Annotated in this window: 16 protein-coding genes; 2 read left to right on the top strand and 14 right to left on the bottom strand. The window is 60.9% G+C overall.

All coding sequences use genetic code 11. The features are described 5' to 3' along the window. Positions 1 to 409 precede the first annotated feature (409 nt). The 6 genes from DU505_RS20690 to DU505_RS20660 all read right to left on the bottom strand — a co-directional run bounded on the left by DU505_RS20690 (position 410) and on the right by DU505_RS20660 (position 4,346). A complete protein-coding gene (locus tag DU505_RS20690; RefSeq protein WP_114480860.1) occupies positions 410 to 1,027 on the bottom strand; it encodes a hypothetical protein in 618 nt (205 codons plus the stop codon). A gap of 653 nt (positions 1,028 to 1,680) precedes the next feature. Further along, positions 1,681 to 2,046, bottom strand: coding sequence for a glyoxalase superfamily protein (locus DU505_RS22775; RefSeq protein WP_114480858.1), 366 nt, complete (start codon positions 2,044 to 2,046; stop codon positions 1,681 to 1,683). Positions 2,047 to 2,139: 93 nt separating this feature from the next. After that, a complete protein-coding gene (locus DU505_RS20675) occupies positions 2,140 to 2,634 on the bottom strand; it encodes a P-loop nucleotide/nucleoside kinase family protein (protein WP_114480857.1) in 495 nt (164 codons plus the stop codon). Between the two features lie 94 nt (positions 2,635 to 2,728). After that, a complete protein-coding gene (locus DU505_RS20670) occupies positions 2,729 to 3,184 on the bottom strand; it encodes a DUF6998 domain-containing protein (RefSeq protein ID WP_114480856.1) in 456 nt (151 codons plus the stop codon). A 587-nt stretch (positions 3,185 to 3,771) separates the two neighbouring features. After that, positions 3,772 to 4,101, bottom strand: coding sequence for a type II toxin-antitoxin system RelE/ParE family toxin (locus DU505_RS20665; protein ID WP_114480855.1), 330 nt, complete (start codon positions 4,099 to 4,101; stop codon positions 3,772 to 3,774). Then, positions 4,089 to 4,346: a type II toxin-antitoxin system Phd/YefM family antitoxin gene (locus tag DU505_RS20660; RefSeq protein WP_114480854.1), complete on the bottom strand. Its 258-nt coding sequence runs from the start codon at positions 4,344 to 4,346 to the stop codon at positions 4,089 to 4,091. The genes DU505_RS20665 and DU505_RS20660 overlap by 13 nt, the downstream gene beginning before the upstream one ends. 329 nt (positions 4,347 to 4,675) lie before the next feature. Here DU505_RS20660 and DU505_RS20655 point away from each other — a divergent pair, with 329 nt between their 5' ends. Continuing rightward, positions 4,676 to 6,055 carry an NCS2 family permease gene (locus DU505_RS20655; protein WP_114480853.1) on the top strand — a complete coding sequence of 460 codons (1,380 nt, stop codon included), beginning with the start codon at positions 4,676 to 4,678 and terminating at the stop codon, positions 6,053 to 6,055. 34 nt (positions 6,056 to 6,089) lie between these two features. Here DU505_RS20655 and DU505_RS20650 read toward each other — a convergent pair whose 3' ends face one another. Beyond that, positions 6,090 to 6,686 (bottom strand): protein-methionine-sulfoxide reductase heme-binding subunit MsrQ, encoded by a 597-nt coding sequence (locus DU505_RS20650; protein WP_114480852.1) that lies wholly within the window; start codon positions 6,684 to 6,686, stop codon positions 6,090 to 6,092. Between the two features lie 15 nt (positions 6,687 to 6,701). Continuing rightward, entirely contained in the window at positions 6,702 to 7,667 is a 966-nt protein-coding gene (gene msrP, locus DU505_RS20645; protein ID WP_114480851.1) for a protein-methionine-sulfoxide reductase catalytic subunit MsrP, read from the bottom strand. A gap of 223 nt (positions 7,668 to 7,890) precedes the next feature. On the opposite strand from msrP, the gene DU505_RS20640 reads away from it, so the two are divergent. Beyond that, positions 7,891 to 8,895, top strand: coding sequence for a cytochrome-c peroxidase (locus tag DU505_RS20640; protein WP_114480850.1), 1,005 nt, complete (start codon positions 7,891 to 7,893; stop codon positions 8,893 to 8,895). Positions 8,896 to 8,946: 51 nt separating this feature from the next. Here DU505_RS20640 and DU505_RS20635 read toward each other — a convergent pair whose 3' ends face one another. From DU505_RS20635 to DU505_RS20610, 6 genes are all read right to left on the bottom strand, one after another. Further along, a complete protein-coding gene (locus DU505_RS20635; protein ID WP_114480849.1) occupies positions 8,947 to 9,942 on the bottom strand; it encodes an adenosine deaminase in 996 nt (331 codons plus the stop codon). Between the two features lie 25 nt (positions 9,943 to 9,967). Then, positions 9,968 to 11,701: a thiol reductant ABC exporter subunit CydC gene (gene cydC, locus DU505_RS20630; protein ID WP_114480864.1), complete on the bottom strand. Its 1,734-nt coding sequence runs from the start codon at positions 11,699 to 11,701 to the stop codon at positions 9,968 to 9,970. After that, complete coding sequence (cydD, locus tag DU505_RS20625) at positions 11,694 to 13,403, bottom strand: thiol reductant ABC exporter subunit CydD (RefSeq protein WP_114480848.1); 1,710 nt, start codon at positions 13,401 to 13,403, stop codon at positions 11,694 to 11,696. Before cydD ends, cydC begins: the two co-directional genes overlap by 8 nt. 4 nt (positions 13,404 to 13,407) lie before the next feature. After that, positions 13,408 to 14,418 carry a cytochrome d ubiquinol oxidase subunit II gene (gene cydB / locus DU505_RS20620; protein ID WP_114480847.1) on the bottom strand — a complete coding sequence of 337 codons (1,011 nt, stop codon included), beginning with the start codon at positions 14,416 to 14,418 and terminating at the stop codon, positions 13,408 to 13,410. A 3-nt stretch (positions 14,419 to 14,421) separates the two neighbouring features. Then, on the bottom strand, positions 14,422 to 15,834 hold the full coding sequence (locus DU505_RS20615; RefSeq protein WP_114480846.1) for a cytochrome ubiquinol oxidase subunit I: 1,413 nt from the start codon (positions 15,832 to 15,834) through the stop codon (positions 14,422 to 14,424). A gap of 297 nt (positions 15,835 to 16,131) precedes the next feature. After that, positions 16,132 to 17,115 (bottom strand): calcium/sodium antiporter, encoded by a 984-nt coding sequence (locus DU505_RS20610; protein WP_114480845.1) that lies wholly within the window; start codon positions 17,113 to 17,115, stop codon positions 16,132 to 16,134. Positions 17,116 to 17,248 lie beyond the last annotated feature (133 nt).

Genomic DNA, 17,248 nt, shown 5'->3' with positions numbered 1-17,248 from the left:
CAGGGGGCATAATCTAGGTCCCAGGCTGTAGCGCCTCAGGCTTTGTGGATGCTCACCCTGATGCCAAGGCCTGCTGGTAGCTAATCAACAAGCCCGGAGAGACACAAGGCTTTGTCTGAAACGAAAATGGCGAGTGGTTCTCGTGAATCCAGTGTTCCAGCAGGAACAGGATTCATGAGGACCACTCGCCATAGTTAAGCGCTCGATAGCTCGAGCATAGGGTTAAGCGCAGTTTAGTACGATGCAAGGAACAGCAAAACAAGGCCAAGTGCTGCAGTTATTCTATGAAACCAGTTTTCTTCCCCGTGATCATCTCGGGCATCGGTTCTCTCCTGTTGGGAGTTATCGATGCGTGTCCACTGGTGTAGGGGAAGTCCACGTCGCTGTGCCTGCGATTGTTAGCTTTAGTTCAATATATATCATCGCGCTTCTTCGGCTTGACCGCCTGAAACACGCTGTACCCTAGCGTGATATCGGTGATGAAACGGACAACCACAGCAGGGCCGGCGATTGCGGCATGGATACACATGGCCAAAACGCAGTAGATGCCAAACTCCACCGCTCGATGCGGTAGTAATCCGCGCGGCGGCACATGGTCGAGGCAGTACGAACGCAGCGAGTCGAGGTTGGGCCACCCGCCCGCGTCCACATTCGCACGATCCGCCGCGCGATACAGATTCCGGCTCCTCGTCCCGCGCATGAACGCCCGCCACATCCGCCGCGGCTGAAGAACAAGCCCTGTAGATAGCGCGATCAGGTTCATGACGCCGAGCATCGGCGATACGAACATGGAGCCCGAGCCGAGCTCCCAAGCGCTGACCTCACCTTCCCCGATTCGCCCAACGGTGTAGCCGGTAACTAGATGGTGCAGGTCGTGGTACTTCAGGTAACGGTGACGCAGCTCGATATTGGGCAATGGCACCAGCAAACAGCCGGTGAACACCGGCACGGTACGCGGCTGTGCCCCGAGGACCGGCCCAAAGCCATTCCGCTCGTAGAAGGCGGAAAGTTCATCCTGAAGAGTCAAGGCCCCTCTCCTAAAGCTAACGCTTTGCTCACCGAAAAATTGGGAGCTTAGCGAGTAATTTTTCCGCGTGCAGCAACTGGTTAGGCATTTTTGTCACTCGGACTTGGCAATGGAGTCTGGTTCACGACACTTCTCTAGAAGCTCTGGCTGTTCCTGTGCCACTCGAAAGAAAAACTCCGCTAATTTGGCTTTGAGACTTCGTAGTAAGGTTTCTAGTCTATGTAATTCGTGCTCTTCTAGGTGAAGCCCTTCGTTGAACTGAAAGTGGGGGAAATTGCCCTTCCCGTCTAGCACAGGAAACGACGTAGACCTAAAGTGCATTTCCTCTTCATCTGAGTGCGCAACAATTTTCCGCCTTAGCTCAAGAATCCTTGCAACCAATCTTTTCTCTTCCTGCGACAAGGTTATGCCCAAAGCTCGTAAGCCAATAGTCGTACCCCTCCTGGTGGTTTCGAATGGGCGTGCCATTGATACGATCAGTGTCGACTCGTAGCAACGGAAACGACGTAGGCTAACTTTGTCGTAGTTACGATCGAAATCACAATCTTCGAGTAGAAACGTGAGGGCTGACAGCGCCTGCTGAAAGTCCCAAATCGAATATATGGCTCGTATTAGCTGTTGCTCAGTAATCTTCATGATGCCTAACGCAGAGCTTATGTGATGGTGCGTTCATTGAATAGGATTCTATTTGAAAACGGATCTACCACTTCGAAAACCCTGTCGCCCCAGGGCGCTGTCGTAATGTCCGGTCTAGAGTACCTATAACCCCGAGACGTTATTTCGTGATGCAAGGTATCAAGCTCATCTGTGTTCACGAACGTCTTGGAACCGGGAGTGCAGTCACCGGAATGCTCACTAAGGTGAAAAACCAGACTCCCGCGCGAGACCTGCATATAGACAGGAAAGTCCGCTTCAAAGCGGTACTCCCAATCTAGCGACATGCCAAGAAACTCTAGGTAGAACTCTCTGGCCTTGGCTTCATCGAAGATTCTGATAATTGGGATGGCTTGAAATCGCATCCATGCTCTCCTTACACATAACGCCCGCAGCACGCGCGGCTTTGTAGTGAAGGCGAAGCCTCAACGGAAAAGCCGTCGCCGTGCCTGCGATTGTTATGCATTTGCCGCAATTACGGTTGTGTTGAACCCTTCATCAGGCGTGGGGGCAACAAAGTACTTTGTAACAATCCCAAACATCTCTTCCGTATCAGTCGCCGCTCTCTGTGGTTGCTCTATCCGCCTTTTTGCGATTTGCCCCAAGCAAATCTCATTTGGCTGGTCGATGTAAATCAGCTCGTGAGGAGCCTGGATCTCAGAAAAAATACTTTTAAACCACTCTCGTTGCGAAACTGTATTTGCAGGAAAGTCCATTACGACGTTAGTTCCTGCCGCCAAGATCGACTGAGTCAGTTTCTTCATTTGAGGCTTGAGACGACCAGCATATTCTACGTAATCTCCCAGCGTCTTAATGCTATCCGGATAAACTGACGCAAGCCACTCGTCTTCAGAAAGCAACACGGCGTTTCGCTCATGGGAGACTTCAAGAGACTTTGTAGTTTTACCCGCTCCCATTTTTCCACAGAAAAATGTCAATACTCCTTTGTTCATTTCTTGCCTCGTATTGCATAACGCCGCTCAGCACGCGCGGCTACGGAATGGAGGCGAAGCCGCAATGTAGTAGACGTCGCCGTGACTGGCCTTGTTAAGCCTTGTCTGCAGGCCACACTTTAGTCCCAATTTGTTTAAACTTACGTACTGCCAAAGCACCACGTTCGTTTCGGGCTTTGGAGCCGGGAGCAAGAATTGCCTCCTCAACTACCGGACGCTCAGCCTCCCACATCTCAATTACTTCAAACATCTCGTCCAGCAAAACCAATAATACAGTGTCCCACTCGTGATCGAGTCGAATGGAGCCGAGCCTTTGGCCAGGACCAGGTTTCTCTGGCAGACAACGACCTTTAATCTGAACTTTTCGGCCTGCACCATCAATTGCGTCATAACCAGCTTGCCTTGCTTCGGCAAGCTTTAAATTGAGCAGCTTGGCGGCACTGAACTCAGCAATCTCACCTGTAATCCCGAGCGGCTTACCTGTCAGCTTTTTGAAGCGACCAGCAACATCTTTTGCCGCTTCCAAAATCTCATGCAACTCTTTACTCACAGATTTCCTTTTGGCTTAACAGGTATGGGATAGGACGCTCATTCATCGTCTTAAACGCGCCGGCGCGTTCAACAATCTTATCTAGCCTGCTGCTTCGCACCTAACCGATTGATATCTTATTAGGCTAAGAATAGCTCGGCCACCTATGCAGAATTCGCGTGCACGCACGTTTTGTCGGAATCATTATACTGTATGCATATTTTCTTATCTGAAGAATTGGGAGGCACACACTGACCCAAAGCTCATGGATAAGGTACAGGCGACCATTCGCGTAGAGTGCTGCAGGCCCCCGGCCGAGAAGACCTACGGTGGAACGCATATGCTGGGCAAAGCATGTGCAGGGGGTGCGCAGCCCTCTGGGATAGGGAGCATCGAGAAATTCGGGCACGCTACCGCTCTGCTGGCAGAACGAATGATAACTCCCCTCATTCCTAGTGCAGCATCCCTGAGTACGTCTTGGTCACATAAGCCATATTTTGCGGCTTTTTACCTACCGTAACCGAGAGAAACGTTGAGGGCAACGCCTACCAGGCTCTGTCGGAAAAGTGCTTGCGCTGTCAACATAAGTGAAGGTTGTTCGGTTTTTGTCAGCCCGGCGCATCGCTTGTCTTTGGGTTAGCTGCCCTAAGCATGAACGCACGAAGCTGCCGTTCCTCTCGCATGATATAGAGGACGAACACCCTTCCCCCTTCTTCACGAGAAAAGATGCGACCCGGTGGAACCACTACCACTCTGTATACCGAGTCAGGGAGCTCCGGAGGAGTTCGTCCAGATTGAGGGAAATCTTCCAAACGCTCGACTTTATCGAAAACCTCTTCGATCAATTGGCCTGCAGCAGCAGGATTATCCAGGGCGATGTACTCAGCAATGGCGTCCAACTCCTGCAGAGCTGGCTCCGTCCAGATCACTTTTGCCATTTACTCATTTTCTCCCTGGCCTCACCTTGGCTGTACGTTCTTCCCTCAAGGACAGCACGCTCTCCCCGTGAGAGCCCCTCAAGCAGCTCGAGTCGGTGCTGCATGAACTCATAATCCTGTACATCGACAAGATAAGCGGATGGCTTACCGTGCTCTGTAATCAGTATCGGCTCCTTTGACACATGCAGATCGGCCAGAATCTTCGTGGCTTGGCGCTTAAGGTTTGTAACAAGCTCGACTTTCATGGGCTCACCCGAATCAGACCAATAGTGTCACTATAGTATCACTTTTTTTGATGAGTCAATCACAGCGGGCTCAGCCGACGAGCCGCGGAAATACTTGGTGCGGCTTTACCTACCGCAATCAAGCGAAACGCTCGAGGTAACGCCTACCCAAGCAACAGGGGTCTCCAGCCTCTCTCCCTTCTGGCACTACGACCTTGGTCGCAATCTACTTGTCCAATCGGTCAAATACCGTCTAGGCTGTAGCCGAACGAGCCTGACCAAATGGTCAATCATGTCATGTCGCACAAGATCATCCGCTGACGTCTCTCCAACAACAATGGACACAAGCTATGGAACCGACTTCTTCCTCCCTTGCCGGCAAGGCCCAAGGCCAGTCGCCCGAGCAGGTCTCGGAACCCGCCAACTGGCTGGACCACTATTTCGGCGTGACGCGCCGCGGCTCGTCGCTGCGAACCGAGTTCCTCGCCGGCATTGCCACCTTTCTGGCCTCCATGTACATCATCGTGGTCAACCCGGCGATTCTCAGTGACGCCGGCATCCCCTTCTCCGCCGCTCTCTCGGCCACGGTGCTGATCAGCTTCATGAGCAGCCTGGCCATGGGCCTGTATGCCCGCAACCCGATCCTGGTTGCACCGGGCATGGGCATGAACGCCCTGTTCACCTATACCCTGGTGCAGGGCGCGGGCCTCTCCTGGGAAGTGGCACTGGGCTGCGTGTTCTGGTCCGGCGTGCTGTTCGCCACCCTGGCCATGTTCAACGTCCGCAAGGCGATCATCGAGGCGATTCCCCCTTCGCTGCGCTACGCGATCACCTGCGGCATCGGCCTGTTCATCACCTTCATCGGCTTCAAGAATGCGGGGTTCATCGTCGGTAGCGATGCCACCCTGGTCACGCTGGGCAATATGGACGCCAGCATGGTCACCTTCTTCATCGGCATGATGGCGACAGCGATCCTGGTGATCCTGCGCTTCAACGGCGCGCTGATCCTGGGTATCGCCCTGACAACCCTGCTGGCCTCCCCCATGGGCAGGCTCTGGGGCGGCGATGTGGTGGTGGAGTGGAGCGGCTTGGCAGCCTGGCCCGACTTCAGCGCGGTGATGCAGGTGGATATCTGGGGGGCGCTGAAGGTGGCCTACCTGCCGTTCATCTTCGTCATGCTGTTCACCAACTTCTTCGATGCCCTGTCGTGCTTCATGGCCCTCTCCGAGTCCGCCAATCTCAAGGACAAGGATGGCAACCCGCGCAACCTCAAGCGCTCCATGACGGTCGACGCCTTCGCCTCGATGATCGCCGCACCGCTGGGTACCAGTGCGGCCCAGACCTTCATCGAATCCGGTGCCGGCGTCGCCCAGGGCGGTCGTACCGGCCTGGTGGCGGTGACCATCGCCCTGCTGTTCCTGCCGTTCCTGTTCCTGTCTCCGCTGCTCTCGCTGGTGCCCGGCATCGCCACGGCGCCGGCACTGGTACTGGTGGGCCTGTTCATGCTGGCGCCGATCAGCAAGATCGAATGGGCGAAGTTCGACCAGGCCTTCCCCGCCTTCCTGGCCATCATCCTGATGCCGCTGACCTACTCGATCACCCTGGGTATCGCCTTCGGCTTTCTCAGCTTTGTGCTGATCAAGCTCTTCACCGGCCGTATCGAGGAGATCAAGCCGGCCATGTGGGTCTCCGCCGCCCTCAGCGTGGTCATGCTAGTCACCACGCACTGAACGTTCGCTGCCGCCAGGGATGGCGGCATTCTCGTCACCGGCGATGGCGCATGGCATCGACGATTCGGAACACGATGAGGCCCGTCAGCACGGCGACAAAGATCAGCGGGATCATGTAATCGGCCCGCGTCAGGATCCAGAAATGGGTCACACCCAGTGCCGCAGACACGTAGATGAGTCGATGCAGCCAATGCCAGGCACGATACCTGATCACCTTTTGCACTCGGCGAAAGGAAGTCAGCGCCAAAGGCACCAATAGCGCCAGCGCGGCAACGCCGTAGCGAATATAGGGCAGTTCGATCATTTCCCGCCGTATCCAGGGCCAATCCCAGTACTGGTCCAGTCCCATCCAGGCCAGCATATGGGCAACCAGCCAGAAAAAGGCCCACAGGCCGATCTGGCGCCGCGCCGCCATGAAGCCTACCCAGCCGGTAAAGCGAAAGGCGGGACTGAAGGCAATGGTAACCAGCAGCAGCGTCAGTCCCGTCATGCCGGTAAAGTGCACCACCGCCTCACCGGGTACCGCACCCAGGTCACCGAAGAACCACTGCCACACCAGCCAGCCGGCCGGAGTGACACAGCCCGCCAGCACCAGCAGCCGAAAGGCAGTGATTGCGGTGCGTTGACTCACTCGTGCTCCCCGTCTTCAGTAGTGCTGTTGCAGATCAATGCCAGCATAGAGATGAGCCACCTCATCGGCGTAGCCATTGAACATCAGGGTCTCGCGCCGGCCGCTCTCGCCGATGCGGCGTTCACGGGCCTGGGACCAGCGGGGATGATCGGCACCGGGATTGACGTTGGCATAGAAGCCATACTCGTCGGGATTGCGCGCTTGCCATGACGTGATGGGGCGCTCCTCGACCAGCTCGATGCGCACGATGGACTTGATGCTCTTGAAGCCATACTTCCAGGGCACCACCAGTCGGATCGGCGCCCCGCTCTGGTTCGGCATCACCTCGCCGTAGAGCCCCACGGCGAGCAGGGTTAGAGGATGCATCGCCTCGTAGATGCGCAATGCTTCCCGATAGGGCCAGTCGATGATCGAGCGGCGCTGCCCGGGAAGGTTGTCGGGGTCGTGAATCGACTCGAAGATGACATGGTTCGCCCGTGACGTCGGACCATGGCGCTTGAGCAGGTCGGCCAGAGGAAACCCGACCCAGGGTATGACCTTGGACCACGCCTCCACACAGCGATGGCGATAGATACGCTCTTCCAGCCTCTGCCCCGCCAGAACGTCCTCCAGGGCAAAGGTGCCTGCCTTGTCGACTTCACCCTCGATGGTCAACGACCAGGGGTCGGTTACCAGTCGATGGCCATAGGTCTCCGGATCTCGCTTGCCGGTGCCAAACTCGTAGAAGTTGTTGTAGGTGGTGATATCACGCCGGGGTGTCAACGACTCGCCATCGGCCAGTTCCCTGCTGGGTAGATCGACCGACAGACGCTCCTCCAACAGGTCCTGCCACGCTTGAGCCTCACGCGACCCGAGCAGACCGGGGGCAACGACGGCAGCACCCAGCGCCAGCCCGCCCCGCAGCAGACGTCGGCGCGACTCGAACAGCTCACGCGGGGTCACCTCGGATTCGGGAATTCTCGGATAGCGATAGCGAGCCATGCCCTCTCCTGACGCAAATCACAGTGCGTAAAATCCTGACGATGCAACCTTCTACAACACCTTATCCACCAATATCACCTCAAGTCGACGAAAACTTGACCTACCTCAACGACCTCCCTTTTCCGAGCATTTCAGTTGGTTGATATGCATCAAGCCACAGGAATAAGCTGGCGTCAGGATATGGGAGCCTGACCTGTATTGAGCACCTACCAGGGGAATTATCATGATGTCTAAAAAATCTATACAACCCGCCCGACTCGTCGCTGCCGTGACACTGGGAACCGCCTTCGCCTTCAGCGGTAGCGTCCTGGCCGAAGACGGCCTTGGTGACTATCGAGACCGCTTCGAGCCGCTGCCCCACTTTCCGCCGATACCCTCACACAATTCCCTGACTCCCGAGAAGGTGGAACTGGGCAACATGCTGTTCTTCGAGCCGCGCATCTCCTCCAGCGGTGTGATCAGCTGTGCCACCTGCCACAATCCGGCACTTGGCTGGAGCGACCGCATCCCCCGTGCCACCGGCCATGATGGTCAGATCGGTGAGCGCAATACGCCGACGGTGCTCAATTCCGGCTTCCTCGGCGCCCAGTTCTGGGATGGCCGCGAACCCGATCTGGAAGGGCAGGCCCTCGGCCCCATCGAGGCCGATATCGAAATGGCCATGGACCTCGACATGGCGCTGGAGCGGCTGGAAGAGTTCGAGCTGTATCAGGAGAAGTTCGCAGAGACATATCCCGACGACGAGAGTCCGATCAACAAGGAGAATCTGGCCCAGGCTCTGGCCAGTTTCCAGCGTACGCTGAATACGCCGAACTCACCGTTCGACAGATACCTGCATGGTGACATGGATGCGCTCAACGAGCAGGAAAAACGCGGCATGCAGGCCTTCGTCGACACCGGCTGTATCGCCTGTCACAGCGGCCCGGCACTGACCGACAGCAATTTCTGGGCTATCCAGGTGCCCGGCTCAACCGACGTGGGCCGCTTCGAGGTGACAGGCGACGAAGCCGACATGTACAAGTTCCGTACCCCGACCCTGCGCAACGTCGGCGTCACCTACCCGTATATGAACAACGGCGCTACCCAGACCCTCGAGGAAGCCGTGGCAATCATGGGTCAGGAAATGCTGAATCGCGAGTTCGATGAGGAGATGATTGCCGACATCACCGCCTTCCTGCACACCCTGACCGGTGAGATGCCAGACTTCGAGGTGCCGGCCCTGCCGTAGCGCTGCGACGCATCTGCCCCGACTGGCTCCCGGCGAAACCCGGGAGCTTTTTCATGCGCTGGCGGCCAGTTGCCGGTGCAGGTCGAGGCGGCGGGTGTCGCTCATGAAGGCCGCTTCGATGGCGGTACCGGCCAATTGAATGAATATTTCCCGGGACCAGCCAAATGCCTGATGACAGGCCAGGTAATTGTCGAGCACCCCGCCGCCGAAATAGGCCGGGTCGTCGGAATTGATGGTCAGTCTCAGGCCCGCATCCAGCAGTTGGGGTAGCGGGTGATCCTCCATGCGCTCGACGACCTTGAGCTTGACGTTGGAGAGCGGACAGACGGTGAGCACCACGGCCTCGTCTCGCAGCCGCGTGACGAGTTCGCGGTCTTCCAGGCAGCGTACGCCATGATCGATGCGGCAGACATCCAGCAGGTCCAGCGCTTCACGAATATACTCAGGCGGCCCCTCCTCCCCGGCATGGGCGACCCTGGGGATGCCGAGCATGCGGGCACGCTGGAAGACTTCGGCGAACTTGGAAGGGGGATGTCCCCGCTCGGCGCTATCGAGCCCCACGGCATCGATCATTTCCCAGTAGGGCGCCGCGCTTTCCAGCACTTTCATGGCCTCTTCGGCCGATCTGTCCCGCAGGAAGGCCATGATCAGTGCCGTGGACATGCCCAGCTCCCGTTCGGCATGACGCTGCGCCAGGCTCAGCCCCTCCATCACGACATCGAGCTCGATGCCACGAGCCAGGTGGGCCTGGGGATCGAAGTGCATCTCCACGTGCACCACCCCTTCCTCATGGGCACGGCGAAAATAGTCCATGGCCAGGTCATGGAAGTCTTCAGCGGTTCTCAGCACGCTCATGCCCTGGTAATAGAGGTCGAGAAAGGCGGGCAGGTCCTCGAACTCGTAGGCCGCGCGCACCGCCTCTACAGAATCGTATGGCAGGGCGATGCCGTTTCGTTCCGCCAGGGCAAACATCAGCTCCGGTTCCAGGGAACCCTCGATATGCAGATGAAGCTCCGCCTTGGGCAGCCGGTGAAGGAAGTCACGCATTTGTCACCTCGTCGTCAGTTTCTCTTCATCCTGATCGATAGGAGCGCGTTGCGCAATCGGTCAACTGCCCCTGGGAGAGGCGCTCATGACGGGTGATGCCCGGGGGCTCGAAGGCGTCCCCGGCGAGCTGGTGGACCAGGTAGACAACGGTGCGACCAGCGAGCCATCCGTCGAGGCGACCCGAGAGCCTGGCCGCCAACTCGGCATCCAGCCCGGCAAAGGGTTCGTCGAGGATCACCAGTCCCGGATCACGCAGCCACAGCCGCGCCAGGGCGAGGCGACGCGCCTGCCCCCCCGAGAGCTGACTCCCGCCCTCACCCACCCGGGTAGCCAGGCCGCGGGGGAGCGACTCGGCCCAATCCGCGAGTTCCACCCAGGCCAGTGCCCGCCACAGGTCAGTCTCATTGGCCTTGGGGTCGGCCAGGTAAAGATTGTGCGCGAGGCTGTCCTGAAAGAGATCGACGCGCTGTCCCAGGATGGCCACTCGCTCGCGCAGCGATCGTTCTTCGATGTCATGAAGCGCGCTGCCACCCAGCCATATCTCGCCCAGGGTCGCTGGCAACTGGCGCGTCAGCAGCGCCGCCACGCTGGACTTGCCGGCACCGGAGGCGCCTGTCAGGGCCAGCCGCGCTCCGGCGGGCAGCGCGAGGTCGATACTCTCCAGTGCCGGCTGCAACGCGCCGGGATAGCGCAGGGTCACCCCCCGCAGAACAACCGACAGCGGCCCTGCCGGCAGCACCACGCGGCCCGGCTTCGTGCCCTCGCCCCCGGATGCCACCAGCTCATTGAGCCGCTCGGCCGCGGCGCGGGTCGCCCCCAGGTGGGTGAAGGCCACGGGCAGCAGCGCCAGCGCCTCCCCCGTGGCAAGCACCGCCAGCGGCAGCATGACCATCACGGCCCCGCTGATGCCGCCCTGCTCCCAGGCCATCGCGGCCAGCCAGAGTGCCGCCAGCATGGCGAGCCCGACCACCAGGTTGACCAGCGACGTGCCGAAACCGGACAGCCGACCCAGAGAGCGCTGGAGCTGCTGCAATTGCGACTCGCGCTGCAGCAGCAGGCGGCGATGTGCGTCGCGGGCGCCGTAGGCCTCCAGTTCCGCCTGACCCTGCAGATGCTCGATGGCCTGGCTACGCAGGCGCTGTACGTGGCTGACCTGGCGGTGGCTCGGCGCCATCCCCAGCCAGGCCTGCCCGACGGTAAGCCACAGCCAGGCAGTCAGCAGCAGCGCCGCCACCGACAGACCCGCCACGGGCACCCACAGCGCCACAAAGCCCGACAGCAGCAGGATCGCCAGCAGCGCGACGACGGGGGGAGCCAGCAGACGCAGGTAGAGACCGTCCAGGGTGTCGATATCGGCAGTCAGACGGTTGAGCCAGTCGCTGGCCCGCCGACGAGCCAGCACACGCTCGTCGAGCCGCGCCATCACGGCAAAGAGCGTTCCACGCAGATCGGCCAACAGCCGCAGCACCGTGTCATGGTTGTAGAGTCGCTCGACGTAGCGCGCCACGGTCCGGGTCACGGCGAAGGTACGTATCCCACCGCCGGGCACATGAACGTCGAGGCTCGCCGCGAGCCCCGCCGCCAACGCCATGCCGGTCAGGGCGCTGGCAGTAATGAACCAGCCCGAGAGTGCCAGCAGGCCGATGGCAGAGCCCAGCGTGAGCGCCAGCAACGCAGCACCGTTCACCAACCGACGGCGCCGGCGCGCCAGCAGGCGCAGCCAGGGGCGCAGGGTTATCGGCAGCGAAGGATCACGCATCGTCGCCTCTCCCATCACCACTCCCTTTGCCGGTAGCCGACGCGACCCGGCCCTCGGCCAGCGTCAGGCGCCGAGTCGCCAGCGCCATCAATGCCGGATGATGGGTGGCAATGACCAGAGTGCGACCAGCGGCAGCAAGCTCCCGAAGCGATTCGATGATCCTGGCCTCAGTACCCTCGTCGAGGCTGGCGGTGGGCTCATCCAGCAGCACCAGTGGTGAATTGGAGAGAAACACCCGGGCCAACGCAAGACGCTGGGCCTGGCCGCCGGAGAGCCCCGAGCCGCGCTCTCCCAGAGGGGTCGCAAGGCCACCTGGCAGCACGTCCATCAGCTCGGCCAACCCGGCGTGTCGCAGCGCTTGCTGCAATTCGGCGTCGCTCGCCCCGGGAGCGGCCAGTCGAAGATTGTCGGCCAGGCTGCCATGGATCAGCAGCGGCCGCTGGTCCATCCAGGCGAAGCTCAGCCCCTCCATGACACGCCTTTCGCCCTGGTCCGGGGCCACGAAGCCCGCCAGCAACTGAAGCAGGGCCGACTTGCCGGCACCGGAAGGCCCCGTTATCGCCAGGATATCGCCCTGACGCACGGTCAGATCCAGCGGCCCCAAGACGCGCCCACGCCCCGGGTGGTCGAGGGTGACATTGGCGAGTGTGACGACCTGGCCGGCTTCCCGGACCGGCTGGGGCCGACATGACCTCTGCTCCGCCGTCGTTTCGGACAGCAGTGCCACCATACCGTCCGCCGCACCCAGGGCGGCAGCACGATCATGATAGTGCTGAGCCAGGCTGCGCAGGGGCTGGAAGAACTCCGGCGCCAGCAGCAGCACCAGCACCCCGGTGAACAGCGTCAGCTGCGGCGACGGGCCATAGTCGATATAGCCCAGCAGTCCGAAGCCGACATAGATGGCAACCACGGCGATGGCCACCGAGGCGAAGAACTCCAGCACCGCCGAAGAAAGAAAGGCGAGCCGAAGGGTGCGCATGCTCAGCCGCCGGTAGTGGTCGGCCGCCTCGTGCACCTCCTGGGTCGCCGCTTCGGTGCGGTGGAACAGCTGAAGCGTGGCGATGCCGCGAACGCGATCGAGAAAGTGGCCGGCCAGGCGACTGACCGCGGCAAACTGCGCCTGGTTGAGCCGCTCCGCCCCCATCCCCACCAGCGCCATGAACAGAGGAATCAAGGGAGCCGCCAGCAGCAGGAAGAGTGCAGCCAGCCAATCCAGCCACACCACCACGGCCAGGATCATCATGGGAATCGCCACGGCCAGCCGAAGCTGTGGCAGGAAGCGGGCGAAATAGCCGTCCAACGCCTCGACCTGCTCCACCAGCTGACTGGCCAACCCTGCCGTATGGCGAGCACCGGCACGCACCGGCCCCATGGCCGCGAGGTGATCGAGCAGTTCGGCCCGCACCGCGCGCCGGATGCGCAGGCTGGCTTCCTGGCCCGCCAGCTCCTGCCCCCACTGGGCCAGGGCACGCACCGGCAGCACCGCGGCCAGGGCCATAAAGCCACCGCCAAGCGACGCCACGCTGGCACCGTCCACGAGCAGGCGACTGATGATCCAGGCCAGCAGCAGCATCTGCACGATGGTCAGGGCGCCGACAGCGAAGCCGGCCAGCGCCGCCAGCGTCAGCCAGACTCGCTGGCCGGCGGCATGGGCCGCCAGCCAGTGGCGCGGCGTCAATTCCGGGCCGAAGCGCTCGCCCATCAGCTCAGTGATACCCTTCGCCAACCCTGACCTTGCCGCGGAAGACCCAGTAGGACCAGAAGGTATAGACCAGCACGAAGGGCAGCACGAAGAGCACCCCGATCAGCAGGAACAGCTGCGACTCGGGCGCCGAGGCGGCGTCCCAGATGGTGTAGTCCGGCGGCACGATCATCGGCCACTTGCTGACCACCAGCCCCAGGTAGGTGAACAGGAACATGCCCAGCGCGGCCAGGAAGGGCATCAGCTCCCGGCGACGCTTCACCGACCAGTGGACGACAAAGATGCAGAGCAGGGTCAGCGCGGGAAGTATCCAGATCCAGCCGATGTTGCCGAACCAGCGCTCCCAGACCAGTGGATTCACCAGCGGTGTCCAGATGCTGATGATGGCGAAGATCACCAGCACCGCCAGCAGCAGCCGCGGTGTCAGCTTGTAGGCCCAGGCCTGGATATAGCCTTCCGACTTGAGGATCAGCCAGGTGGTGCCCAGCAGCGTGTAGCCAATCATGATGCCGATCCCGGTGAGTACCGAGAAAGGAGTGAGCCAGTCGAAGGCGCCCCCCACGAAGACGCGGTCCTGGGTCTCGAAGCCCTGGATATAGGTACCCACCACGGCCCCCTGGGCAAAGGCGGCGATGGCCGACCCCCAGCTGAACGCTCGGTTCCACATCCGGCGGCCGCGACGATCGCGATGCGACTTGAAGCGTAGCTCGAAGGCCACGCCGCGAAATACCAGCCCCGCCAGCATCAGGAACACACCGATATAGAGCGCCGGCAGGAACACGGAATAGACCAGAGGAAAGGCGCCCAGCAGCCCCGCTCCCCCCAGCACCAGCCAGGTCTCGTTACCATCCCACACCGGCGCGACGGAGTTCATCATCACGTCCCGGGCATCCTCGTCCGGTGCGAAGGGAAAGAGGATGCCAAGCCCTAGGTCGAAGCCATCCATGAGCACGTACATCATGATGCCGAAGCCGATGATCAGCGCCCAGATCAATGACAGGTCGAACATATCCATGTCTCAGCCCTCCGCCTTGGTGGGGTCGTCGTCGAAGGGGGTGGTGGCAGCCGACCAGGGCCGCTTGGGCGTCTCGAAGTCGTCCACCAGCTTCTCTTCATCCCTTGGCTGCATGCCGTAGCGGATGACCCGCGTCAGGTAGTAGGTACCGGCATAGAAGATCACCCCATAGACCGTGATGTAGCCGAGCAGCGTGAACAGGGCCATGCCACCGGTCAGCGAGGGCGTGACCCCTTCCGCATGGGTCATCATCCCGTAGACCAGCCAGGGGGCTCGTCCCGACTCGGTGGTGACCCAGCCGGCTAGCACCGCGATGAAGGGCGTCACCGACATCAGCCGGAGCGTCTGCAGGAATCGACGGGAGTGATAGAGGCGCCCTCCCCGCCGCAGATAGAGCCCCACCAGGGAGACCGCGATCATCAGGAGGCCGAGGCCAACCATGATCCGGAACGACCAGAACACCAGGGCAACCGGCGGCTGCTCCTCCGGCGGCGCCTCGAGAATGCCCGGCACCTCGCCGTGCAGCTCATGGGTCAGGATCAGGCTCGCCGCATAGGGAATGCCGATCTCGAAGCGGTTCTGCTGGGCCGCCTGATCCGGCCAGGCAAACAGCAGGAACGGCGCCCCCTCCCGGGTCTCCCAGTTACCCTCCATGGCTGCCAGCTTGGTGGGCTGGTACTCGAAGGTATTGAGACCGTGGAAGTCGCCCACCAGCGCCTGGCTCGGTGTCAGTACCAGCAGCATCCAAAGGCACATGGAGAGTGCCTTGCGGTTGGCTTCCACGTCGCGGCCGATCAGCAGGTACCAGGCGCTGACCCCGGCCACCACGAAGCCGCCGGTGATGAACGATGCCATGGCCATATGGGCGAGACGGTAGGGAAACGAAGGGTTGAAGATCGCCTCGGTCCAGGAGGTGACGCGAAAGACGCCGTTGATCACCTCGACCCCGGCCGGGGTGTGCATCCAGCTGTTGGCGGAGAGTATCCAGAAGGTCGAAATGAAGGTGCCCACTGCCACCATGATGGCGGCAAACAGGTGGACCCCCTGGGGCACCCGGCCACGGCCGAACAGCAATACGCCGAGGAAGGCCGCCTCGAGGAAGAAGGCGGTGACGACCTCGTAGCTGAGCAGCGGCCCCATGAAGTTGGCGGTGGACTGGGCAAAGTTGCTCCAGTTGGTACCGAACTGGAACGACATGACGATGCCCGACACCACCCCCATGCCGAACGCCACGGCAAAGACCCGGGTCCAGAGCTGGGCCAGGCGGTCCCAGGCCGGGTTGGCGGTCTTGTAGAACAGCGCATGAAGCACGGCAATGTAGGATGCCAGGCCGATGGTGAAGACCGGAAAGATGGCGTGGAAGGAGACCACGAAAGCGAACTGCAATCGTGACAGCAACAGGGGATCTAGCTCCATGACGCAATACCTCTTGGCTGCAAAGAGTTCACGTCCCAAGGGATGCGGATGCACACCGTGTGCTTTTGTGCCTCCGGCAAGGCCGTCCTGGCTTGCCGTGACGCATTCCACCTCGACACTCTGGTGAGCCTAGCAGCCCTGCTGGTGTGGCGCCGTCCTGTAACGGCGTCGCGACCAGCGGCTGCCCGGCCTCTCGATAAGACCGACAACGAAGCTGAACAGTAACCGTTATGACTCCGCTTTTCCTGTGTCTCGTTGTCGCATCACTCACCGGTGGCTGTCGGGCTTCGGGCACGCTCAAGCGCTGCCGGACAGCACCACAAGGCGGACCATGAAGAGCATATAGCCAAGGAACAGGGTCAGCAGCACGGCCCCTTCGAGGCGATTGATACGCCCCGGGCGACCTCGCCAGCCCATGGCGAAGACCACCATCAGCGCCGTCATGACAGCCATCAGGCTCCAATCCCGCAGCAGCACCTCGCTGCCGACCTCGATGGGCCGGATCACCGCGGCGAGCCCGACGACGCCCAGCGTATTGAAGAGGTTCGAGCCAACCACGTTGCCCAGCACCAGGTCGTGCTCGCCCCGGCGCAATGCGCTGACCGAGGCGGCAAGCTCGGGCAGCGAGGTGCCCACCGCCACCACGGTGAGCCCGATGATCAGGTCACTGACGCCAAAGCCCTGGGCGATGGCTACCGCCCCCCACACCAGGATGCGTGAACTCACGATCAGCAGCAGCAGGCCCACCAGGGTCCAGACAAGTCCGGCCTTGAGCGACATGGGCTTGACCGCCAGGCTTTCCTCGGTCTCCGCCGCCAGGGCGTCCGGCCCGATTCGGCGGGCCTGCAGGATGCTGAACAGGATGAAAGCGGCCAGCAGTGCGAGCAGCAGGCTACCCTCCATACGCCCGATCACGCCGCCCCACATCAACAGGGCCGACAGCAGCGTCACCCCACCCAACAGCGGCAGCTCACGTCGAATCACCCCGGAGTGCACCGACAACGGCGAGGCAAGCGCCACCAGCCCGAGAATCAGGCCGATGTTGGCGATATTCGAGCCGTAGGCATTCCCCAGCGCCAGCCCCGGATTGCCTTGCCCCGCCGCCAGTGCCGATACCATCAATTCCGGTGCCGATGTTCCGAAACCAAGCACCAGCATGCCGATCAACAGTGGTGAGACACCCAGGCGACGGGATGAGGCTGCTGCCCCTTCGACGAAGCGCTCGGCGCTCCAGACCAGCAGAACGAGACCGCCAATGACGGCGAAAGCGGGTAGCAACATGCCTTTTCCTCGGGAACATTCAGTGCCGAATGTTTGTATATGGTATGCATGGCGTCAACCTGTCACACTTTCGATTGACGCCCATGGCCATGACGACATGATGTGTACGGCCAAACAGCAGTGGGTGACGCTC

The sequence above is a fragment of the Billgrantia montanilacus genome (genome assembly GCF_003336675.1).
Classification (GTDB): domain Bacteria; phylum Pseudomonadota; class Gammaproteobacteria; order Pseudomonadales; family Halomonadaceae; genus Halomonas; species Halomonas montanilacus.
Note: the sequence above shows the minus strand (reverse complement) of the source record. Positions and strands in the feature narration are given on the sequence as shown.

Coding starts and splice junctions, on each gene's coding strand:
- DU505_RS22775 (WP_114480858.1), bottom strand. CDS start 2,046: ATGCGATTTCAAGCCATCCCAATTATCAGAATCTTCGATGAAGCCAAG.
- DU505_RS20675 (WP_114480857.1), bottom strand. CDS start 2,634: ATGAACAAAGGAGTATTGACATTTTTCTGTGGAAAAATGGGAGCGGGT.
- DU505_RS20665 (WP_114480855.1), bottom strand. CDS start 4,101: ATGGCAAAAGTGATCTGGACGGAGCCAGCTCTGCAGGAGTTGGACGCC.
- DU505_RS20660 (WP_114480854.1), bottom strand. CDS start 4,346: ATGAAAGTCGAGCTTGTTACAAACCTTAAGCGCCAAGCCACGAAGATT.
- DU505_RS20655 (WP_114480853.1), top strand. CDS start 4,676: ATGGAACCGACTTCTTCCTCCCTTGCCGGCAAGGCCCAAGGCCAGTCG.
- msrP (WP_114480851.1), bottom strand. CDS start 7,667: ATGGCTCGCTATCGCTATCCGAGAATTCCCGAATCCGAGGTGACCCCG.
- DU505_RS20640 (WP_114480850.1), top strand. CDS start 7,891: ATGATGTCTAAAAAATCTATACAACCCGCCCGACTCGTCGCTGCCGTG.
- DU505_RS20635 (WP_114480849.1), bottom strand. CDS start 9,942: ATGCGTGACTTCCTTCACCGGCTGCCCAAGGCGGAGCTTCATCTGCAT.
- cydC (WP_114480864.1), bottom strand. CDS start 11,701: ATGCGTGATCCTTCGCTGCCGATAACCCTGCGCCCCTGGCTGCGCCTG.
- cydD (WP_114480848.1), bottom strand. CDS start 13,403: ATGGGCGAGCGCTTCGGCCCGGAATTGACGCCGCGCCACTGGCTGGCG.
- cydB (WP_114480847.1), bottom strand. CDS start 14,418: ATGGATATGTTCGACCTGTCATTGATCTGGGCGCTGATCATCGGCTTC.
- DU505_RS20615 (WP_114480846.1), bottom strand. CDS start 15,834: ATGGAGCTAGATCCCCTGTTGCTGTCACGATTGCAGTTCGCTTTCGTG.
- DU505_RS20610 (WP_114480845.1), bottom strand. CDS start 17,115: ATGTTGCTACCCGCTTTCGCCGTCATTGGCGGTCTCGTTCTGCTGGTC.